Genomic DNA, 18,997 nt, shown 5'->3' on the forward strand with positions numbered 1-18,997 from the left:
TATTGATGTAATAAGGAGTTGTCTTGTTTGTTTTACGCTCCATAATCACCTTCTCCTGTTAATTTTTTACTAAAAAATGGCATAAAGTGTGACAAACTAAAATAATTTCTGTCATCTTAGTTATATCAATCATCAAACTTCTAATCATCATGAAATGTTATACCTATTTATTGGTACTCTTTTTGGTTCCTATTATTTCTACTGCACAAGATTCTACTAGTACAGTTAAAAAACGAATTTACACTACAAAACTACTTAATAATGCCGAAGGATTAACAATAAATGGTTTAATTGATGAACCTGGTTGGGATGTGGTAGAATGGGCTGGTGATTTTATTGAAAATGAGCCTGATGAAAATACACCTCCAAGTCAAAAGACCAAATTCAAGATTGCATATGATCAGAAATTTCTATACGTAGCTTATCGATGTTATGATACCGAGCCGGATAAAATAGAAAAAAGACTATCGAGAAGAGATGGTTTTGCAGGAGATCGTATTACACTTATCTTAGATACATATCACGATAAGAGGACAGCGTTTTCTTTTACTATAACAGCGGCAGGAGTGAAAGGAGATGAGTTCGTTTCGCAAAATGGAGATAATTGGGATAGCAGCTGGAACCCAATATGGTATGCAGCAAGCAATATAGATAATGAAGGGTGGACCGCAGAAATAAAAATACCTTTAAGCCAGGTAAAATTTGGTAAAAGCAAAGAACAGGTATGGGGGCTTCAGGTAAACAGATTGTTTTTTCGAAAAGCTGAGCGATCAGTTTGGCAACGAATCCCTAGAGATGCTCCTGGGTTTATAAGTGAATTTGGAGAGTTGCATGGTTTGATTAATATCGAAGCACAAAAACAATTAGAAATCCAGCCATTTGCAGTAACACAATTTGATACGTATCCCGAGGAAAAAGGAAATCCATTTAGAGATGGTCAAGATTTTAAATTGAATGGAGGGTTAGATGCAAAAATCGGAATCACAAATGATCTAACTTTGGATCTAACGGTAAATCCTGATTTTGGCCAGGTCGAAGCTGATCCTGCCGCTATTGCATTAGATGGGTTTCAGATTTTCTTTAGAGAACAACGACCTTTTTTCGTAGAAAATAAAAATATTTTTGATTACCGTTTTGCCAATAACCAAGATAATTTGTTTTATTCTCGTAGAATAGGAAGAAGCCCACAAGGATCAATTTCGGGAATTGATAATGAATTTATTGATAAGCCTACCAATACTACAATTCTTGGAGCTGCAAAATTTAGCGGAAAAACCAAAGATGGATGGTCTATTGGTATTTTAGAAAGTGTAACTTCTAGAGAGATCGCCAAAATTGAAGATGAAAATGGTAATAAGAGAGAGGCCATTGTAGAGCCTCTAACAAACTATATGGTCGGTAGGGTGCAAAAGGATTTTAATGAACGTAACTCATTTATTGGAGGAATTATAACGGCTACCAACCGAAATCTTGGGGACACCTTTGATATTGATGAGGATGACCCAAATACAGACGAGACATCAGAAGTAGCAGGAACAAGAGAAAATAATCTTAATCTTCTTCGTAAATCAGCATATACAGCAGGGTTGGATTTTAGACATAACTGGAGAGATAGAAAGTATTTTATCGAAGGTAATATTGTAGCTAGTCACGTAGAAGGTTCTGAAGAAGCTATCGAAAAAACCCAGAATTCACTTACGCATCTTTTTCAGAGGGTAGATGCAGATCATGTAGAATTAGATCCCAATAGAACTTCATTAACCGGAACTGGTGGTAAACTTAGAGGAGGGAAATCTGGAGGAGGAAATTGGAGATATGGAGCAGGAGTTTTCTGGCGTTCTCCAGAATTAGAACTGAATGATATTGGTTTTTTACGTCAGGCAGATGATATCAGGCAATTTGCAAATCTTCGTTATCTTTTCTTAAAACCTACCAAGTTTTATAGAAGAGCTAATGTTAGATTTAGTCAATCATCGGCATTTGATTTTGAAGGTAACTATAATCGTATTCAATATGTGTTGGGCGGTAATATAGATTATCAAAATAATTGGTGGACTGAAGTTGAGATGATTCATAAACCTCGTATTTTTACAAATACCGTTCTACGAGGAGGCCCTAGGTGGAGATTTTCTCAAGAAAATATAGGAGTGTTATTTTTTGGATCTGATCAAAGAAAGAAATTTAATTTTACTGTCGGTCATGTAAATTCATGGACAACAGATAATAATTTCTCTTTTAGGCGATATGTATTGAGGCTTAGGTATCAGCCATTTAACTCGTTTAGTATGTCTTTAAACCCAGAGTTTGTAGAGAACCCTAATAAAACACAGTATGTTACAGATGTTGATTTTAATGGTACTCCAAGATATATAACTGCTAAAATCGATCAGAAAACTTTAAGTGCGAGTATACGGTTAAATTATAGTATTAATCCTAATCTTACCATTCAGTATTATGGGCAACCGTTTATATCACGAGGAAGATATACCGATTTTAACTATGTCAATAATGCAGTTGCCAAAAACCTGAATGAGAGAGTAACATTATATGATCAGGATCAGATTTCGTTTGCAGATGATGAGTACTCTATAGATGAGGATAGAGATGGTACTGTGGATTATACTATTAGTAATCCAGATTTCGCATTTGTGCAGTTTCGTTCTAACCTGGTGCTACGCTGGGAATATATTCCTGGATCTGAAATATTTTTGGTTTGGTCACAAGGTGTTACCGGGGATGGAAATCCTTCTGATGATCTCTTTAGAAGTTTAGATAATCAAATTCTGAATCAGCAGCCAGAGAACACATTTTTAATCAAAGCAACATATCGATTTGTGTTATAAAGTTTCTGAAAAAGTTTTTATACAATAAATAATATTAAACGTATTTTGCGACCCTATAGAATGTCGTAATATGAAATGTTTTTATGCTGTATTTACTTTAGTTTTTTTGGTGGCGTGCACTACATCAAAACCTAAAGAAAGAGTTGTTGTAATAAATGAGAAGCCAGAAATATCAAAAAAGGACTCTGTATCTTTCTTCTTAGAGCATTACGAGAAGTTTTTTGCTACTAATTTTAATGTTTCAGAATGCCCTGGTGCAGCTGTTGTTGTGGTTAAAGGTGATACTGTTATTTATAAAAAAGGCTTTGGGGTAAAAGAAATTCATACGCAAGATTCTGTAGATGTAAATACAGTCTTTAGAATTGCAAGCTTATCAAAAGGTGTAACAGCAGTTTTGGCAGGGAATTTAGTAGATCGTGATGAATTACAATGGGATCAAAATGTTAGAGAATCGGTAAAAACATTTAGTTTAAGAAATAGTGAACAGGCAGATCGGCTTAAAGTAAATCATTTATTATCGCATACAACAGGGCTTTACCCTTATACATATACTAAGCTTATACAAAAAGGGTGGTCTTTAGAGCAAATTATCAGAAGTTTTAAAAGAAAAGGAGTTGTATCTAAAGAGGGAGTAGATTACGAATATCAAAATGCAATATTTTCGGTTATTGAAAAAATAATGGAAAACCAAACCGAGAAATCGTTTGAAGCCCTTCTTAAAGAGCGAGTGTTTGCTCCGGCAGGGATGCATACAGCATCAAGTACATATGAGGCAATAGGAAAGAATGATAATGTAGCTCTTCCTCATAAATATAATCATTATTCAAAAAAATATAAGGTTACAGGGATTCATAAAAACTATTATAATGTAGCTGCCGCAGGAGGGATTAATGCATCAATCTCTGATATGGGGGAGTATTTAAAAGTATTGCTTGGATATCGTCCTGATATTATTTCAAAAGAAAGCCTTAGTGATATTTTCAACCCTATTATTTGTACTAGTGATGAAGATACATATGTTAATTTGTGGGACGGGGTAACAGACTCTTATTATGCAATGGGTTGGCGAGTTTTGGATTACAGAGGTAGACGAATACTATATCATGGGGGTAATGTAAATCAATATAAAACCCAATTATTAATTGATCCTGATAATGATATTGGTGTTTGTGTATTGTTTAACGGCCCCAATCCATTTAATGGGCCGGTGATTCCTACTTTTTTAAATTATTATGACTTTTATAAAGAAATAAGTCAAAATCAACAAGTGAAATGATTTTGACTTTTGAGCTTTCTTAACCGTTCGATTAATATTTTTAGTGAGCCTCTAACCAGTCTTTACCCAATCCAAGATCTACATCTAATGGAACTTCTAAAGTGTATGCATTTTCCATTTCGGTTTTGATTAAGACCTTGATCTCTTCCAATTCTGGTTTAAAAACATCGAATACCAATTCATCATGCACCTGTAGTAGCATTTTGGTCTTATAGTTTCCTTCTTTTAGTTTTTTATGAATATTGATCATTGCAATCTTGATAATGTCAGCAGCACTTCCTTGAATAGGGGCATTTACTGCATTTCGTTCGGCTGCACCACGAACAATTGCATTTGCAGAGTTAATGTTTTTTAAATATCGGCGTCTTCCTAAAACCGTTTGTACATAACCATTTTCTCTCGCAAAATCTACCTGTTCACTCATGTAGTTGCGTAGCTTTGGATATGTTTTATAATACGTATCGATTAATTCTTTAGCTTCACTTCGTGAAAGACTGGTTTGGTTACTTAATCCAAAAGCCGAAACACCATAAATAATTCCAAAGTTTACTGTTTTGGCATTACTACGTTGCTCTCTGCTAACCTCTTCTATGGGAACATTAAATACCTTTGCAGCAGTAGAGGCGTGGATATCTTCATTATTTTTAAAAGCCTCTATCATGGTCTCTTCTTTGCTTAAAGCTGCAATGATCCTTAATTCTATTTGAGAATAATCTGCCGCAAGTAGTGTGTGTTCTTCATTTCTGGGAACAAATGCTTTTCTTACTTGTCGCCCTCTTTCTGTACGAATAGGAATGTTCTGTAAATTAGGATTATTAGAGCTTAAACGTCCGGTAGCTGCTACTGTTTGCATATAATCTGTATGAACACGCCCGGTATTTTCGTCAACCTGTGTTGGTAATGCATCAACATAAGTACTTTTTAATTTAGACAAACCACGAAAATCCAATATGTTTTGAATAATCTTATGGTCTTTTGCAAGATAGGATAATACGTCTTCGGCAGTAGAATATTGACCTGTCTTTGTCTTTTTGGGTTTGTCTACCAATTTCATTTTTTCAAATAATATAACACCCAATTGCTTTGGTGAAGCGATGTTAAATTCTTCACCAGCTTCTGTATAGATTTTTTGCTCTAATGTTTTAATATCGTTATCTAGTTCTTCAGAAAGAGATTGTAAAAAACCTTTATCCAGGTTAATTCCTTCGATTTCCATATCAGCTAGAACTCTTAGTAACGGAATTTCAATATCCTTAAATAAAGAAACTGTTTTTGCTTCGGTAAGCTCTGGTGCAAAATGTTCTTTTAGCTGAAAAGTAATATCTGCATCCTCTACAGCGTATTCAGTTTGCTTATCTATTGGTACTTGTCTGAAAGATAGCTGATTTTTACCTTTTTTGCCAATTAATTCAGTAATAGAAACCGGAGTGTAATTAAGATAAGTTTCTGCAAGTACATCCATATTGTGTCTCATGTCTGGATTGATGAGATAATGAGCTAACATCGTATCAAATAGTGTTCCTTTAACTTCGACATTATATTTTGCAAGAACTTTGATGTCATATTTTAGATTTTGACCAATTTTTGTAATATGTTCAGCTTCAAAGAAAGGTCGTAGTTGTTCGATCAATTCTTGTGCTTCGTTACGATCTTCTGGAAAAGGAATGTAAAAACCTTTTCCAGCTTCCCAGGAAAAAGCAATCCCCACCAATTCTGCAATTAATGGATTAAGGCCAGTAGTTTCGGTATCAAAACAAACATGCTCTTGTTTTAATAAGTTTTGAAGAAATAATTTCATTGCCATTCCCGGAGCAATGCTTTGATAAAAATGTTCGGTATTAGCAATAGTTTTTCTGCTAGAAAAAGAAACAGCTTCACCAGATTCCTCGGTTTCACCAAATAATGAAAATTGACCAGCTCCAGCTTGTGTTGTTTTCTTTTTTGCAGTAGAATTACCCGTTGTCTGGGCAGATGTATTAGTTTCTTCTCCCGAAAAAATCTTAATAAACTGATCTGTAAGCCTTCTAAACTCTAATTCTTCAAAAATCGTATGCACTTTTTGAGCATCAGGTTTTGTGAGTTCATAATCATCTGCATTAAAAGTTACATCGCAATCTAAAATAATGGTTGCAAGTTTTTTAGAAAGAAGACCTAATTCTGCATTTGCTTCTACTTTTTCTTTCATTTTACCTTTTAGCTTATCGGTATTAGCTAATAAGCCTTCCATAGAACCGTATTCTGCAAGAAATTTTTTGGCAGTTTTGTCACCAACCCCCGGCAATCCAGGGATATTATCCACAGCATCACCCATCATACCTAGATAATCAATAACCTGCTCTGGTCGTTCTACCTCAAATCTTTTTTGTACCTCTGGTATTCCCCAGATTTCGATTCCATTTCCCATTCTGGCAGGGCGATACATAAAAATGTTTTCAGAAACTAATTGTGCATAATCCTTATCAGGAGTAACCATGTATGTTTGATATCCTTCTTTTTCGGCTTGTTTGGCAATGGTACCAATTAAATCATCTGCTTCTACACCTGCTTTTTCTATGATAGGAATATGCATGGCTTTTAGTATTTCCTGAATTATAGGTACAGCAATTTTAATGGCCTCGGGGGTTTCATCTCGATTAGCCTTGTACTCAGGAAAAATTTCTAATCGATCTTTACTCCCTTGCTTGTCAAATGCAACAGCCAAATGATCAGGTTTTTCTCTCTTAATAACATCGAATAAAGAATTTACAAAACCTAAAATTGCAGATGTATCCTGCCCTTTTGAGTTAATTCTCGGGTTTTTAATAAGTGCATAGTACCCTCGAAAAATAAGAGCGAAAGCATCTAGAAGAAAAAGACGTTTTTGTGACATGATGTGTGTTAAATTTTTAGAAATGCAATATAAAAAGAAGATTAATCAAATTAGCGTCAAAAACTATAATAAATATAAAAAGAAATGCCGCCAAAAACTGACGGCATTTCGCCCCAAAATAAAATTGATAACAATGTATCAACTGCTATAAATACGATAGTAATTTTTATATATAGTATATGATTTTTTTAAATTGTAATTAAGCCCTAAAAAGGAATATGAAACGAAGTTACAAATAAAAATCTTAGTTCTAAAAGAAATTGTTAAGATTTATGCCGGGTAAAGGCATGATTTTAACGCTTTTTGGTCGTAAAATTTATTTATCGTTAATTTTTACTTAAAAAATAGCCGCAAATTAAAAAGGAGGGATAGCTTTGTTTAATAATTAAAATCTTACAACAAATTATGCGTTGGTTAGTCCCTATAATTCTATACATACTTATTGAAACTTATGCATATCAAGCCATTCGTACTATTACCAAAAATCAATGGGTGCAAATAGGATATTTAGTATTGTCATTGCTTATTTTGAGTTATGTGATTTACGTTTTTGCGAACTATGATCGCAGTGTCGGTCCAACCAAATACACATTAAGAGCTAGTGCTCTTTTGTTACTCACTTTGGTGCCTAAATTAATTATGATTTTGTTTTTATTTGGTGAAGACATTATTAGAGTTTGTGTGGCTGGATATAATTATCTTACGAACACTTTTTTTGAAGGTACAGCTACTCAATATTTTCCAGACCGTAGAAAATTTATAAGCCAACTGGCACTTGGTGTTGCTGCAATACCTCTTGGGGGATTGTTACACGGTATTTTTAGAGGGAAATACAATTTTAAAGTGATACGTCATGTGTTGCATTTTGAAGACCTCCCCGCTGCATTTGATGGATTTAGAATTACACAAATTTCAGATATACATTCTGGAAGTTTTGATGATGCTGCCAAGATCGAATATGCAGTGGATTTAATTAATGAACAAGAAACAGATTTATTGTTATTTACCGGAGATATCGTGAATACTGTAGCAGAAGAAATGGATGATTGGATAGGTACTTTTAAACGTATTAAAACACCCAAATATGGTAAATACTCTGTTTTAGGAAATCACGATTATGGAGAATATGTTACCTGGAACACTCAGGAAGAAAAAGATGCAAATTTTGAAGCAATAAAGGAAGTTCATACTAAAATTGATTTTAATCTGTTACTTAATGATAGTACTTTTGTAGAAAAGGATGGTGAGCGTATTGCCGTGATAGGAGTAGAGAATTGGGGGCATAACTTTAAGAAAGCTGGTGATTTAAAAAAGGCTTCTGAAAAAGTGACCAAAGAAGATTTTAAAGTCTTGTTAAGTCATGATCCCTCACATTGGGAATATGAAGTAAAGAAACATTCGGATCATTACCATCTTACATTAAGCGGGCATACCCATGGATTTCAATTTGGGATTGAAATTCCCGGATTTGTACGATGGAGCCCAGTGCAATATGTATATAAACAATGGGCAGGGATGTATGATGAAATGGGAAGGTATCTGAATGTAAATCGAGGTTTTGGATTTCATGCTTTTCCGGGACGAGTTGGTATATGGCCCGAGATTACAGTTATTGAATTGAGAAAAGGATCTAAAGGTAAAGGCGCATAATTCAGAAAGTGTTATATTTACAACTGTTTAATGGCCAATTATTAGAGGCCCAAACATAAAAGTTTTTGAACATGTCAAAGTTTGGAGATATAATAGGTATTGAAGTTCCTGTCTTATTAGACTTTTTTACCGAATGGAACGAACCCTCTCTGGCAATGCATCCTGTGTTAAGGGATGTAGCTGCTGCACTTGGAGATAAAGGGAAAGTTATAAAGATTGATGTAGATAAGAATGAAGAGTTGGCTACTGCTTTACGTATTAAAGGACTTCCTACATTAATGATTTATAAAGAAGGTGAGATGGTTTGGAGACAAAGTGGCGAGCAAGATGCTAATACACTAATCGGTCTCATGAAAGAGTATGTTTAGAACCTAATGGTATCAAAAACATATCCTCTTTTAGAAAAATAGTCTAAGACCTCGGGTAGTACGGCCGTAAGGTTTTTTGAGGCTTTTATACTGTCATGAAAAACAATAATGCTTCCCTGTTGTGTATTTTGGAGCACGTTTTGTAAACATTCTTCTGGTGATATTGTTTGTTCCCAATCTTTTGATAATACATCCCAAAGTATAATGTTATATCCTAACTTTTCTAGTGCTTTAAATTTGGTGCGGCTTATTTGTCCATATGGTGGTCTAAATATTTGCTGTATATCTTTCTTGGGTGAATATTCCTGAATTAGATTTTGACAATCTATAATGTTTTCAATGTACATTTCTAGACTAGTTTTCCAGGCTTTTAAGTGATTCATAGTATGATTGCCTATAGCATGATCCTCTGCTAGAATCTGTCGAAAAACTTCGGGATGTTTTCTAATATTATCACCTATACAAAAAAAAGTTGCTTTGGCATTATATTGATTTAACTGGGTCAAAACAAATTCTGTGACACCTGGTATGGGGCCATCATCAAAAGTTAAATATAGCTTCTTTTCATTATTCGCATAAAAATCCCAAATACAATTTGGGAAAAGCTGTTTGATAACCTTAGGAGTTTTATTTGGAATTATATGCACTATGAGTGTACTAAAAAAGTGAGCCTTATAAAGACTCACTTTTAATAATTAGTTTGCTATACTATCTAAAGAATCTAACGATTTTTCCTGGTTTTGAAACTCTTTAATAAGATCTTCTTCTTGTTGTTTACGTATGGCTTCATCATCACCATCATATTCTTCATCTTCAGAATAGAGTCGAGTAAACAATCTTAGATATTTGTTAAACTCATCTGCTTTTTCTTCTATCATTTCCCGATCCTGATTGATTAGCAATAAATCAACTACACTACGATATCGTTCTACATTAGTTACGATCTCTTCGGCATAACGATATTGATCTTTAAGCTCTAAGCTACCAAAATAGGTGAGTTGCTCCTGGTATTTTTTTGCTAGTTTTATCCATAAGTCTCGAGCTTTTTGTTTTTCTCCTATCTCGTAATATCCAGAAATATAAGGCTCTACCAGAGTGTAATACTCATAGTATTCGATTGGCATTTTGTCCATTGCAAGATCCAAAATTTCTTTGGCTTTATCTTTTTTATCCTCTTGGATTAAAGCCTCTACAAGTCTTGCTAGATTGCTACGATATGTAATTGCATTTTTCCTGGTTTCTGGATCATGATATATATTTGGATCATTACTATTACCCCAATCCCAACTAGTTACGTTTTTATACATGAGATCGGTATCTAATCTACCCATTTCAAAAGGATTTCGAGGATTTACCTTAGTACGAATAGGGACTAATTTAAACGTAACCCCATCTAATTGCAGGTAGTCTTTCATCCATAAGAAATCATCATCTCCATAACTTCCGCCAGTAAAATAAATAGGTCTTTCCCAATTGTTATTAGCGATAATATCCAGCATCAAAAGACGATTTTTGAATAATAAATCCCCATTAAGGTGAATATCAATATAAGGTACAATAAGATCAGCATCTTTTTGAGCTACAATACCATTTCTAAGCACCGCTTCTTTGTCTACAGGAATCCTTATGTGCTTAGTAGGAAATGTATTTACTTTTTTACCACTTTGCAAATCTCCTTTAGTTCGAGGGTCATCTGTTTCTATCCATCTCATCCAGTTTTTGATAAGCATGGTGTCAGAAGTTACAGGTTTGTGATAAATAGCATCGTTATTTCCGAATCGATAGAATTCATGAGTTAATTGAGAGGGGATAGGTTTTCCTTCGTATGCAGCTTTTTTCATTTGGTCTATATACCAATCTGTTGCAAAAAGGCTTGTGTTTACGGTTCTAACATCTGTACGGTAACCTTCGATTTCTTGTGCATACCATAGCGCAAATGTGTCATTATCTCCTATCGTAAATAGTATGGCATCTTTTTGACAAGATTGCAAGTACATTTTTGCCATAGATTGTGCAGTATATCGATTTGAACGATCGTGATCATCCCAGTTTTGTGCTGCTAATAATACTGGTACAGCCAATAAGCAAACAACAGTAACTATAGGAGCAAGTATTTTGGGTTGTAGGTATTTTTTAAGTAAATCAAACAAAGCATATACACCAAACCCTATCCAGATGGCAAATACATAAAATGACCCTACCAGCGCATAATCTCGCTCTCTTGGTTCAAAAGGTCTTTCATTAAGGTAAATTTTTAGTGCTAAACCTGTAAATAAGAAAAAAATGAGCAAAACCCAGAATTTTTTCTTATCTCTTTGTAGCATAAATACAAAACCAATTAACCCTAGTAGTAATGGTAAGAAGTAGTAGGTGTTGCGAGCCTTATTTTTAAGAGCATCACTAGGTAAATTGTCTTGAGACCCTAATCGAATTTCATCAATAAATTTAATACCACTAAGCCAATTTCCTTCTAAATCGGTTAGTTTACCTTGGTTGTCATCTTGTCGGCCAACAAAATTCCACATAAAATAACGCCAGTACATATATCCCATTTGGTAATCAAATAAATATACTACGTTATCCCCAAAAGAGGGTTTTTCTACATTGATATAATTACCAAACGATTGTAAAAATTTATTATAATCATCATTATCCAATTTTCCTGTAGCATATTCTCTTCTAAATTGAGTAACGGCATTAAGTAATTCTTCTTCACCTTGATACTCGGGCTTGATTGTAAATTTAATTGGCCCGGTAAACTCCATATAATTAGCAATATGCTCTGTGCTCCACATTCTTGGTAAAATGGCTTTATGTGCATCATCAAGATTTTGTTTTGCATTTTTCCAATCGTTAACTATAATATATTTTCCGGTTTTAAGATCTTTTTCATATTTCGGTTTGCCATCTTCATATGGATTGTTCTCATCCAGACCGGCATAGATTTCTGTAAATTGAGGCCCATAAAAAAGATGGGTTTCTGGGTATTGTTCTAAGTTATAATATGCCAGAAGCTCTCTTGCGTTATTGGGATTATTTTCATTAATTACAGTTCCGGCATTTGCTCGTATAGGTAACATAACCCAGCTAGAAAATCCTATTAGGATAAACATAACACATAATAACAATGTGTTTAATTGTGGGTAATTTTTTTTACGAGTGTATTTTATACCAAAATAAAAAGCTGCAGCGATTATTAATCCGGCAATAATGGTTCCTGAATTAAAAGGCATACCTATAGAATTAACAAAAAAGACTTCGGCTGCACCAAAGAATTTAAGTGTAGAAGGTAATAGGAGTTTAAAAATAAACAATAATATAGCTACAACAGTGATATTGGCAACAATGAAATTTCTAATAGTAATTTCTTTGTAATTTTTGAAATAATATAATAGCCCTATTGCAGGAATAGAGAGTAATCCCATAAAGTGAACACCGAAAGATAGTCCTACAATAAAAGAGATTAATAGTAGCCATTTATTACCTCTAGAGGTATGCATGTCTCGTTCCCATAATAATCCAAGATAGAAAAGAACAGATAAAATACAGGTGGCCATTGCATATACTTCGGCTTCTACAGCATTAAACCAAAAGCTATCTGTAAAGGAAAAGGCGAGAGCCCCTACCATACCACTACCTAGAATAGCCATTGCTTTACCTTGTGTTAATTCTTCATCTTTAACGATTACTTTTTTGACAAGAATGGTGATCGACCAAAACATAAAAAGGATCGTAAATGCACTTGCAAACGCAGAAGTCATATTTACCATTAATGCAATTTGTGTGGGATTTGATGCAAAAGCAGAAGCAAAAGCTCCAATCATTTGAAACAATGGTGCCCCTGGTGGATGGCCAACTTGTAGTTTTGAAGAGGTGGCAATATATTCTCCTGCATCCCAAAAACTAGCAGTGGGTTCTACCGTCATTGCGTAAACGCATAAAGCGATGGTAAAAACAATCCATCCTAATATTTTATTCCACTTGGTAAAGTTGAATGTGCTCATAAGATTTATTCAGTTATATAACGTGTGGCGAATTTAATAATAAAAATACTTTAACCTTAGTTTTTTTAGGAAACGCTTAACAGAAGTTTATATTTTAGGTATATAACAACTGTTTTGTAGATAGATTATTGATTTAATAGAATAAATTTTAAAAAATGTTTGCAGAGCCAAAAGAAAATTTTAAATTTGCACCCGCAAACACGTATTGGCCTATGGTGTAACTGGCAACACGTCTGGTTTTGGTCCAGAAGAGTCTAGGTTCGAGCCCTAGTAGGCCAACAAAAAAGGAGCAAATTTATTTGCTCCTTTTTTATTTTTAGCAGTATGAAGCTATTAAATTTTAAAAGTGAGCACTGGTCTTTTTGCATGATTTACAACGTCTTCCCCTAAACTTCCGTTAATAAAGTGTGATATTCCTTTTCTGCCATGAGTGCTAATGCCGATCATACCTGCATTGATAGAGTCAGCAAAATTAAGTATTCCTTTTTCTACGGTATTGTCGTTATAGATATTTAAGCTATAGTCCTCTATGGCTAGATTAGAGATCATATTATTCATCTTTTCTTCGGTTTCATAAGTGGTTTTAAATCCATTAGCTGTATTTATCCATACTAAATGAAGTTTTGCTTGAATAGATTTAGAAAAATCGTGTGCTGCTAAAAGACATGGCTTATCTTCATCATCAAAATTTGTAGCATATACAAAGTCATTAATTCCAAAAATATCACAATCTTCTTTGATGACTAATACTGGTTTTTTTGATGTCCTTACCACTTTTTCTGCATTAGAGCCTATAAACAATTCTTCAAAACCAGAGGAGCCATGAGATCCCATAATGATGATATCTATATCATTTTTGGTGCTCGAATTAATAATTCCATGTAATACATCTTCAAAATTTACAGTCTCAATGACGTCAATATCTTTTAAATAGCCCTGATTTAATACTTCTTCAAACTTTTTATGGGTTTGTTTCATAAAAAAAACGGCCTCTGGTGCAGGTCCTGGTGCTCCAGAAGACATTAAATCTGTAAGATGCATAGGGAGTTCTAAAATATGTAACAGATAGATTTTGGCATTATTTTTTTTTGCTATTTGAGCGGCTACTTTTAGTGCACTTTCGGCTTGTTTAGAAAAATCTGTTGGAACTAGTATACTTTTAATCATAATACTGCTTTTTTGAAATATGTTATTCGTTTATCACTTTGAATTTAGAACATATTGATGGTTATATGGTTTAAGTAAGAAGCTGTTTGTATAGTATATCTTAAATTTACGAATAAATTCATTCTTAGCGATATTTTGTATATAAGATATTATTACTATCTTTGCACCGTTGAAATTAAAAAACCAGGATGAGGGGACGAGAAGTCCCCTCTTTTTATCTATTTATGTCATTAAAAGACAAAGTTCAGAATTTATTAGAGGGGGCACTTCAAGAAAATCCGTCCTTATTTCTAATTGAAAGTAAAATTCATCCCGACAATAGTATTGAAATTATTATTGATGGGGATAATGGTGTGAAAGTAGAAGATTGTATCGCTGTGAGCAGGGCAATTGAGCACAATTTAGATAGAGAAGAAGAAGACTTCTCTCTTCAGGTGATGTCTTCTGGCGTTTCTGAAGGCCTGAAACATGTTCGGCAATACAAAAAGAATGTGGGGAGAAAACTTAAGGTAAAAACAACCAAAGAAACGATCGAAGGAGAGCTGATCTCGGCGACCGAAGATGCAGTTGTCTTAACGTGGAAAACACGAGAGCCTAAGCCAGTAGGTAAAGGTAAAGTAACCGTTACTAAAGAAGCTAATATAGCTTATGAAAATATTGTAGAAGCAAAAGTTATGATAACATTTTAATTATAATATATTGATATGGAAAATATCGCATTAATAGAATCATTTTCAGAATTCAAGGATGATAAATTTATAGATCGTGTTACTTTAATGTCGATCTTAGAAGATGTATTTAGGAATGCTCTAAAGAAGAAGTTTGGTAGTGATGACAATTTCGATATCATTATAAATCCTGATAAAGGAGATTTAGAAATTTGGAGAAACCGTATTGTAGTAGGAGATGGCGAAGTTGAAGACGGTAATCAAGAGATATCACTAACTGAAGCACAAAAAATAGAGCCTGATTTTGAGGTAGGTGAAGACGTATCAGAAGAAGTTAAACTCATAGATTTAGGAAGACGTTCTATATTGGCATTGCGCCAGAATTTGATTTCTAAAATCCATGAACACGACAATACTAATATTTATAAACAGTTTAAAGAACTAGAAGGAGAAATTTATACTGCAGAAGTTCATCATATTCGTCATAGAGCGATTATCATGTTGGATGACGAAGGTAATGAGATTATATTGCCTAAGGATAGACAAATACCTTCTGATTTTTTCAGAAAAGGAGAAAATGTACGAGGAGTAATCGAATCTGTAGAGCTTAAAGGTAATAAACCATCTATTGTTATGTCTAGAACATCGCCTCTGTTTTTAGAGAAATTGTTCGAATCAGAAATACCAGAAGTGTTTGATGGGTTAATTACAGTTAAAAAAGTAGTTAGAATACCTGGAGAAAAAGCAAAAGTTGCTGTAGATTCGTATGATGACAGAATTGATCCTGTAGGAGCATGTGTTGGTATGAAAGGTTCTCGTATACATGGTATCGTAAGAGAATTAGGTAATGAAAATATTGATGTTATTAATTATACAAATAATTTACAATTATTTATTACCAGAGCGTTAAGCCCTGCAAAAGTAACTTCTATAAAGATTAATGAAGAGACCAGTCGAGCAGAAGTAATGCTAAGGCCAGAAGAGGTTTCTAAAGCTATTGGTCGAGGAGGTCATAATATTAGGTTAGCTGGGCAACTAACAGGTTATGAGATAGATGTGTTTAGAGAAGGAGTAGAAGAAGATGTAGAACTTACAGAATTTTCTGATGAAATCGACTCATGGATTATTGAAGAATTTTCTAAAATTGGTTTGGATACAGCAAAGAGTATTTTAGAACAGGATATTAGTGATTTAGTAAAGCGAACTGACCTTGAAGAAGAGACGGTAAGCGAAGTGATTAGAATATTAAAATCTGAATTTGAAGATTAATAATCACAATTAATTATATTTGAGCATTAAATAAAAGGCATTTATGGCTGAAGCAGGAACAATGAGACTAAATAAAGTATTACGCGAATTCAATATCTCGCTAGATCGGGCTGTTGACTTTTTGAATTCAAAAGGTCATGAGATAGATGCGCGTCCTACTACGAAAATTTCTTCGGAGATTTATCAGCTCTTGTTTGATGAATTTCAAACGGATAAGAGTAAAAAAGTAGCTTCAAAGGAAGTCGGAGAAGAAAAGAAGAAAGAGAAAGAAGCGTTGCGAGTGCAGATCGAAAATGAACAGGAAGAAAAGCGTAAGCGTGCAGAAGCTCGAGAAGTCGTAAAAGCCAAAGCTCAGTTAAGCGGACCTAAGCAAGTCGGTAAGATTGAATTAGAAGCTGCTAAACAAGAAGATAATACTGCAAAGCCCGAAGAAAAAGCAGTCGAAACTCCTAAGGTAGAAGAGGTAAAAGAAAAGGAAGAAGCAAAAAGCAAAGCTCCAGAAATAGTTTCAAATAGACCTCAGAAAAAAGGAATTAAAATAACGCGACAAGCGCCAAAAGAAATAAAAGAAGAAAAACCTGTAAAGCCTGTAAAGCCTGTTGTGAGTAAAGATAAGCCTGAAACTCCAGCGCCAGAAGTGGAAGCTGAAGTTTCTGTAGAACCAGAAAAGGTTAAAACTCAGTATAAAAAATTAGATGGCCCTAATTTTACAGGTCAGAAAATTGACTTAACTCAGTTTAAAAAACCAGCGAAAAAGAAAGAAGATAAATCTGATAAGAAATCTTCGAATGCAGGTGATGCAGCAAAGAAACGCCGACGAAGAATTAGTAAAGAAGGAGGTGGTGCTCAAGGATCTGGCGGCGGTAGACCAGGAGGTCAGTCTGGTGGTGGTAACCGAGGTGGAAACAGAGGAAGAGGACCTGCAAAAGGTAAACGACCTGCTATTGTAAAAGAAGAGCCAAGTGAAGAAGAAGTACAAAAACAAGTACGAGAAACTCTTGAAAAATTACAAGGAAAATCTAATAAGTCAAAAGCGGCTAAGTATCGTAGAGATAAGAGAGATCAGCACCGTCAGAAAGCAGAAGATGATGTAGCACAACAAGAACAAGAAAGTAAAGTGCTTAAGGTAACAGAATTTGTTACAGCTTCTGAGGTTGCTACAATGATGAATGTGCCAACCACCGATATTATTTCGGCTTGTATGTCATTAGGAATAATGGTGACAATGAATCAGCGTTTAGATGCGGAAACTCTTTCTATTGTAGCAGATGAATTTGGTTATGAGGTTAATTTTGTAACTGCAGATATCGAGGAGTCTATAGAAGAAATTGTAGATGCTCCCGAAGATTTAGAAGAAAGAGCACCAATTGTAACTGTAATGGGACATGTTGATCATGGTAAAACATCTCTACTTGATTATATTCGAGAAGAAAATGTAATAGCTGGTGAGAGTGGTGGGATTACCCAGCACATTGGAGCCTATGGAGTACAGTTAGAAAATGGACAAAAAATAGCATTTTTAGATACACCTGGTCACGAAGCGTTTACCGCAATGCGTGCACGTGGTGCACAAGTAACAGATTTAGCTATTATTGTGATTGCGGCAGATGATGATGTGATGCCACAGACCAAAGAAGCGATTAGTCATGCTCAGGCAGCAGGAGTTCCTATTGTGTTTGCTATTAATAAGGTAGATAGGCAAGAAGCAAATCCTGAAAAGATAAAAGAAAAACTAGCTTCTATGAATTTATTAGTAGAAGATTGGGGAGGAAAAATCCAATCCCATGATATTTCTGCTAAAACTGGATTAGGAGTTAAAGAATTACTTGAAAAAGTACTTCTTGAAGCTGAGATACTAGAGCTTAAAGCAAATCCAGATCGATTAGCGTCGGGTACAGTTGTCGAAGCATTTTTAGATAAAGGGCGTGGTTATGTATCTACTATTTTAGTACAAACAGGTACGCTTAAAATAGGAGATTATGTTCTTGCAGGTAAAAATAGCGGTAAGATTAAGGCGATGCAGGATGAACGAGGAAATAGCGTAAAAGAAGCAGGACCTTCTACACCTGTTTCAATTCTTGGATTAGATGGTGCTCCACAAGCGGGGGATAAGTTTAGTGTGTTAGAAGATGAGCGAGAAGCTAAGGATATTGCTTCAAAACGAGCACAATTACATAGAGAGCAATCTGTACGTACACAACGACATATTACACTAGATGAGATCGGACGTCGAATAGCATTAGGAGATTTTAAAGAACTTAATATTATTCTTAAAGGAGATGTTGATGGTTCTGTAGAGGCATTAACAGATTCGTTCCAGAAATTGTCTACAGAAGAAATTCATGTAAATATCATTCATAAAGCAGTAGGAGCAATTACAGAAAGTGATGTGTTGCTGGCATCTGCATCTGATGCGATTATTATTGGATTTAATGTTAGACCGGCGGGTAATGCCAGACAGGTTGCAGATAAAGAAGAAATTGATATCAGAACATATTCGATTATCTACGATGCTATTAATGATCTTAAAGATGCAATGGAAGGAATGCTTTCTCCGGTAATGAAAGAAGAAGTTACGGGAACTGCAGAAATTAGAGAAACATTTAAGATATCTAAAGTTGGTACAATTGCTGGATGTATGGTTCTTACAGGTAAACTTTTCAGAAATTCTGGCGTACGCTTGATTCGAGAAGGTGTTGTAGTGTATACTGGTGAGTTTGCTTCTTTAAAAAGATTTAAAGATGATGTAAAAGAAGTAGCAAAAGGATATGACTGTGGTCTGCAAATTAAAAACTATAATGATATTAAAGAAGGTGATATAGTAGAGGCTTATCAAGAAGTAGCCGTAAAGAAGAAACTATAAGATCTAGAATAATTTAGTAA

Annotated in this window: 11 protein-coding genes and 1 tRNA gene; 8 read left to right on the forward strand and 4 right to left on the reverse strand. The window is 34.5% G+C overall.

Features of this window, described 5'->3' with window-relative positions:
- Positions 1-149: 149 nt before the first annotated feature.
- Together DK441_RS14955 and DK441_RS14960 are read left to right on the forward strand one after the other, a co-directional pair.
- The gene (locus tag DK441_RS14955; protein WP_109851433.1) at positions 150-2,843 is read left to right on the forward strand and encodes a DUF5916 domain-containing protein; all 2,694 of its coding nucleotides are present in this window, start codon (positions 150-152) and stop codon (positions 2,841-2,843) included.
- Positions 2,844-2,913: 70 nt separating this feature from the next.
- A complete protein-coding gene (locus DK441_RS14960; protein WP_109851434.1) occupies positions 2,914-4,119 on the forward strand; it encodes a serine hydrolase in 1,206 nt (401 codons plus the stop codon).
- A 40-nt stretch (positions 4,120-4,159) separates the two neighbouring features.
- On the opposite strand, the gene polA is transcribed toward DK441_RS14960, so the two are convergent.
- Positions 4,160-6,991: a DNA polymerase I gene (gene polA, locus DK441_RS14965; protein ID WP_109851435.1), complete on the reverse strand. Its 2,832-nt coding sequence runs from the start codon at positions 6,989-6,991 to the stop codon at positions 4,160-4,162.
- Positions 6,992-7,393: 402 nt separating this feature from the next.
- Here polA and DK441_RS14970 point away from each other — a divergent pair, with 402 nt between their 5' ends.
- Together DK441_RS14970 and DK441_RS14975 are read left to right on the forward strand one after the other, a co-directional pair.
- Complete coding sequence (locus DK441_RS14970; protein ID WP_109851436.1) at positions 7,394-8,638, forward strand: metallophosphoesterase; 1,245 nt, start codon at positions 7,394-7,396, stop codon at positions 8,636-8,638.
- 71 nt (positions 8,639-8,709) lie between these two features.
- Entirely contained in the window at positions 8,710-9,006 is a 297-nt protein-coding gene (locus tag DK441_RS14975; protein ID WP_024772315.1) for a co-chaperone YbbN, read from the forward strand.
- On the opposite strand, the gene DK441_RS14980 is transcribed toward DK441_RS14975, so the two are convergent.
- Both DK441_RS14980 and DK441_RS14985 read right to left on the reverse strand, forming a co-directional pair.
- The gene (locus DK441_RS14980) at positions 9,003-9,653 is read right to left on the reverse strand and encodes a polysaccharide deacetylase family protein (RefSeq protein WP_109853525.1); all 651 of its coding nucleotides are present in this window, start codon (positions 9,651-9,653) and stop codon (positions 9,003-9,005) included. The genes DK441_RS14975 and DK441_RS14980 overlap by 4 nt on opposite strands.
- A gap of 48 nt (positions 9,654-9,701) precedes the next feature.
- The gene (locus DK441_RS14985; RefSeq protein ID WP_109851437.1) at positions 9,702-13,010 is read right to left on the reverse strand and encodes a DUF2723 domain-containing protein; all 3,309 of its coding nucleotides are present in this window, start codon (positions 13,008-13,010) and stop codon (positions 9,702-9,704) included.
- Positions 13,011-13,216: 206 nt separating this feature from the next.
- Here DK441_RS14985 and DK441_RS14990 point away from each other — a divergent pair.
- Positions 13,217-13,289, forward strand: a tRNA-Gln gene (locus tag DK441_RS14990).
- Between the two features lie 54 nt (positions 13,290-13,343).
- On the opposite strand, the gene DK441_RS14995 is transcribed toward DK441_RS14990, so the two are convergent.
- Complete coding sequence (locus DK441_RS14995; protein ID WP_370444320.1) at positions 13,344-14,177, reverse strand: universal stress protein; 834 nt, start codon at positions 14,175-14,177, stop codon at positions 13,344-13,346.
- Positions 14,178-14,365: 188 nt separating this feature from the next.
- Between DK441_RS14995 and rimP the strand changes: the two genes are divergently transcribed.
- From rimP to infB, 3 genes are read left to right on the forward strand one after another with little or no spacing between them, the layout of a single operon-like run.
- The gene (gene rimP / locus DK441_RS15000) at positions 14,366-14,866 is read left to right on the forward strand and encodes a ribosome assembly cofactor RimP (RefSeq protein WP_235015770.1); all 501 of its coding nucleotides are present in this window, start codon (positions 14,366-14,368) and stop codon (positions 14,864-14,866) included.
- A gap of 15 nt (positions 14,867-14,881) precedes the next feature.
- Positions 14,882-16,114, forward strand: coding sequence for a transcription termination factor NusA (gene nusA, locus DK441_RS15005; protein ID WP_074409706.1), 1,233 nt, complete (start codon positions 14,882-14,884; stop codon positions 16,112-16,114).
- A 43-nt stretch (positions 16,115-16,157) separates the two neighbouring features.
- A complete protein-coding gene (gene infB, locus DK441_RS15010; protein ID WP_109851438.1) occupies positions 16,158-18,977 on the forward strand; it encodes a translation initiation factor IF-2 in 2,820 nt (939 codons plus the stop codon).
- Positions 18,978-18,997 lie beyond the last annotated feature (20 nt).

Origin of the sequence: Aquimarina sp. AU58, assembly GCF_900312745.1 — a bacterium.
Classification (GTDB): domain Bacteria; phylum Bacteroidota; class Bacteroidia; order Flavobacteriales; family Flavobacteriaceae; genus Aquimarina; species Aquimarina spinulae.

Excerpts from the sequence above, each read along its gene's own strand:
- DK441_RS14955 (WP_109851433.1), top strand. The coding sequence starts at position 150 with ATGAAATGTTATACCTATTTATTGGTACTCTTTTTGGTTCCTATTATT.
- DK441_RS14960 (WP_109851434.1), top strand. The coding sequence starts at position 2,914 with ATGAAATGTTTTTATGCTGTATTTACTTTAGTTTTTTTGGTGGCGTGC.
- DK441_RS14970 (WP_109851436.1), top strand. The coding sequence starts at position 7,394 with ATGCGTTGGTTAGTCCCTATAATTCTATACATACTTATTGAAACTTAT.
- DK441_RS14975 (WP_024772315.1), top strand. The coding sequence starts at position 8,710 with ATGTCAAAGTTTGGAGATATAATAGGTATTGAAGTTCCTGTCTTATTA.
- DK441_RS14985 (WP_109851437.1), bottom strand. The coding sequence starts at position 13,010 with ATGAGCACATTCAACTTTACCAAGTGGAATAAAATATTAGGATGGATT.
- DK441_RS14995 (WP_370444320.1), bottom strand. The coding sequence starts at position 14,177 with ATGATTAAAAGTATACTAGTTCCAACAGATTTTTCTAAACAAGCCGAA.
- rimP (WP_235015770.1), top strand. The coding sequence starts at position 14,366 with ATGAGGGGACGAGAAGTCCCCTCTTTTTATCTATTTATGTCATTAAAA.
- nusA (WP_074409706.1), top strand. The coding sequence starts at position 14,882 with ATGGAAAATATCGCATTAATAGAATCATTTTCAGAATTCAAGGATGAT.
- infB (WP_109851438.1), top strand. The coding sequence starts at position 16,158 with ATGGCTGAAGCAGGAACAATGAGACTAAATAAAGTATTACGCGAATTC.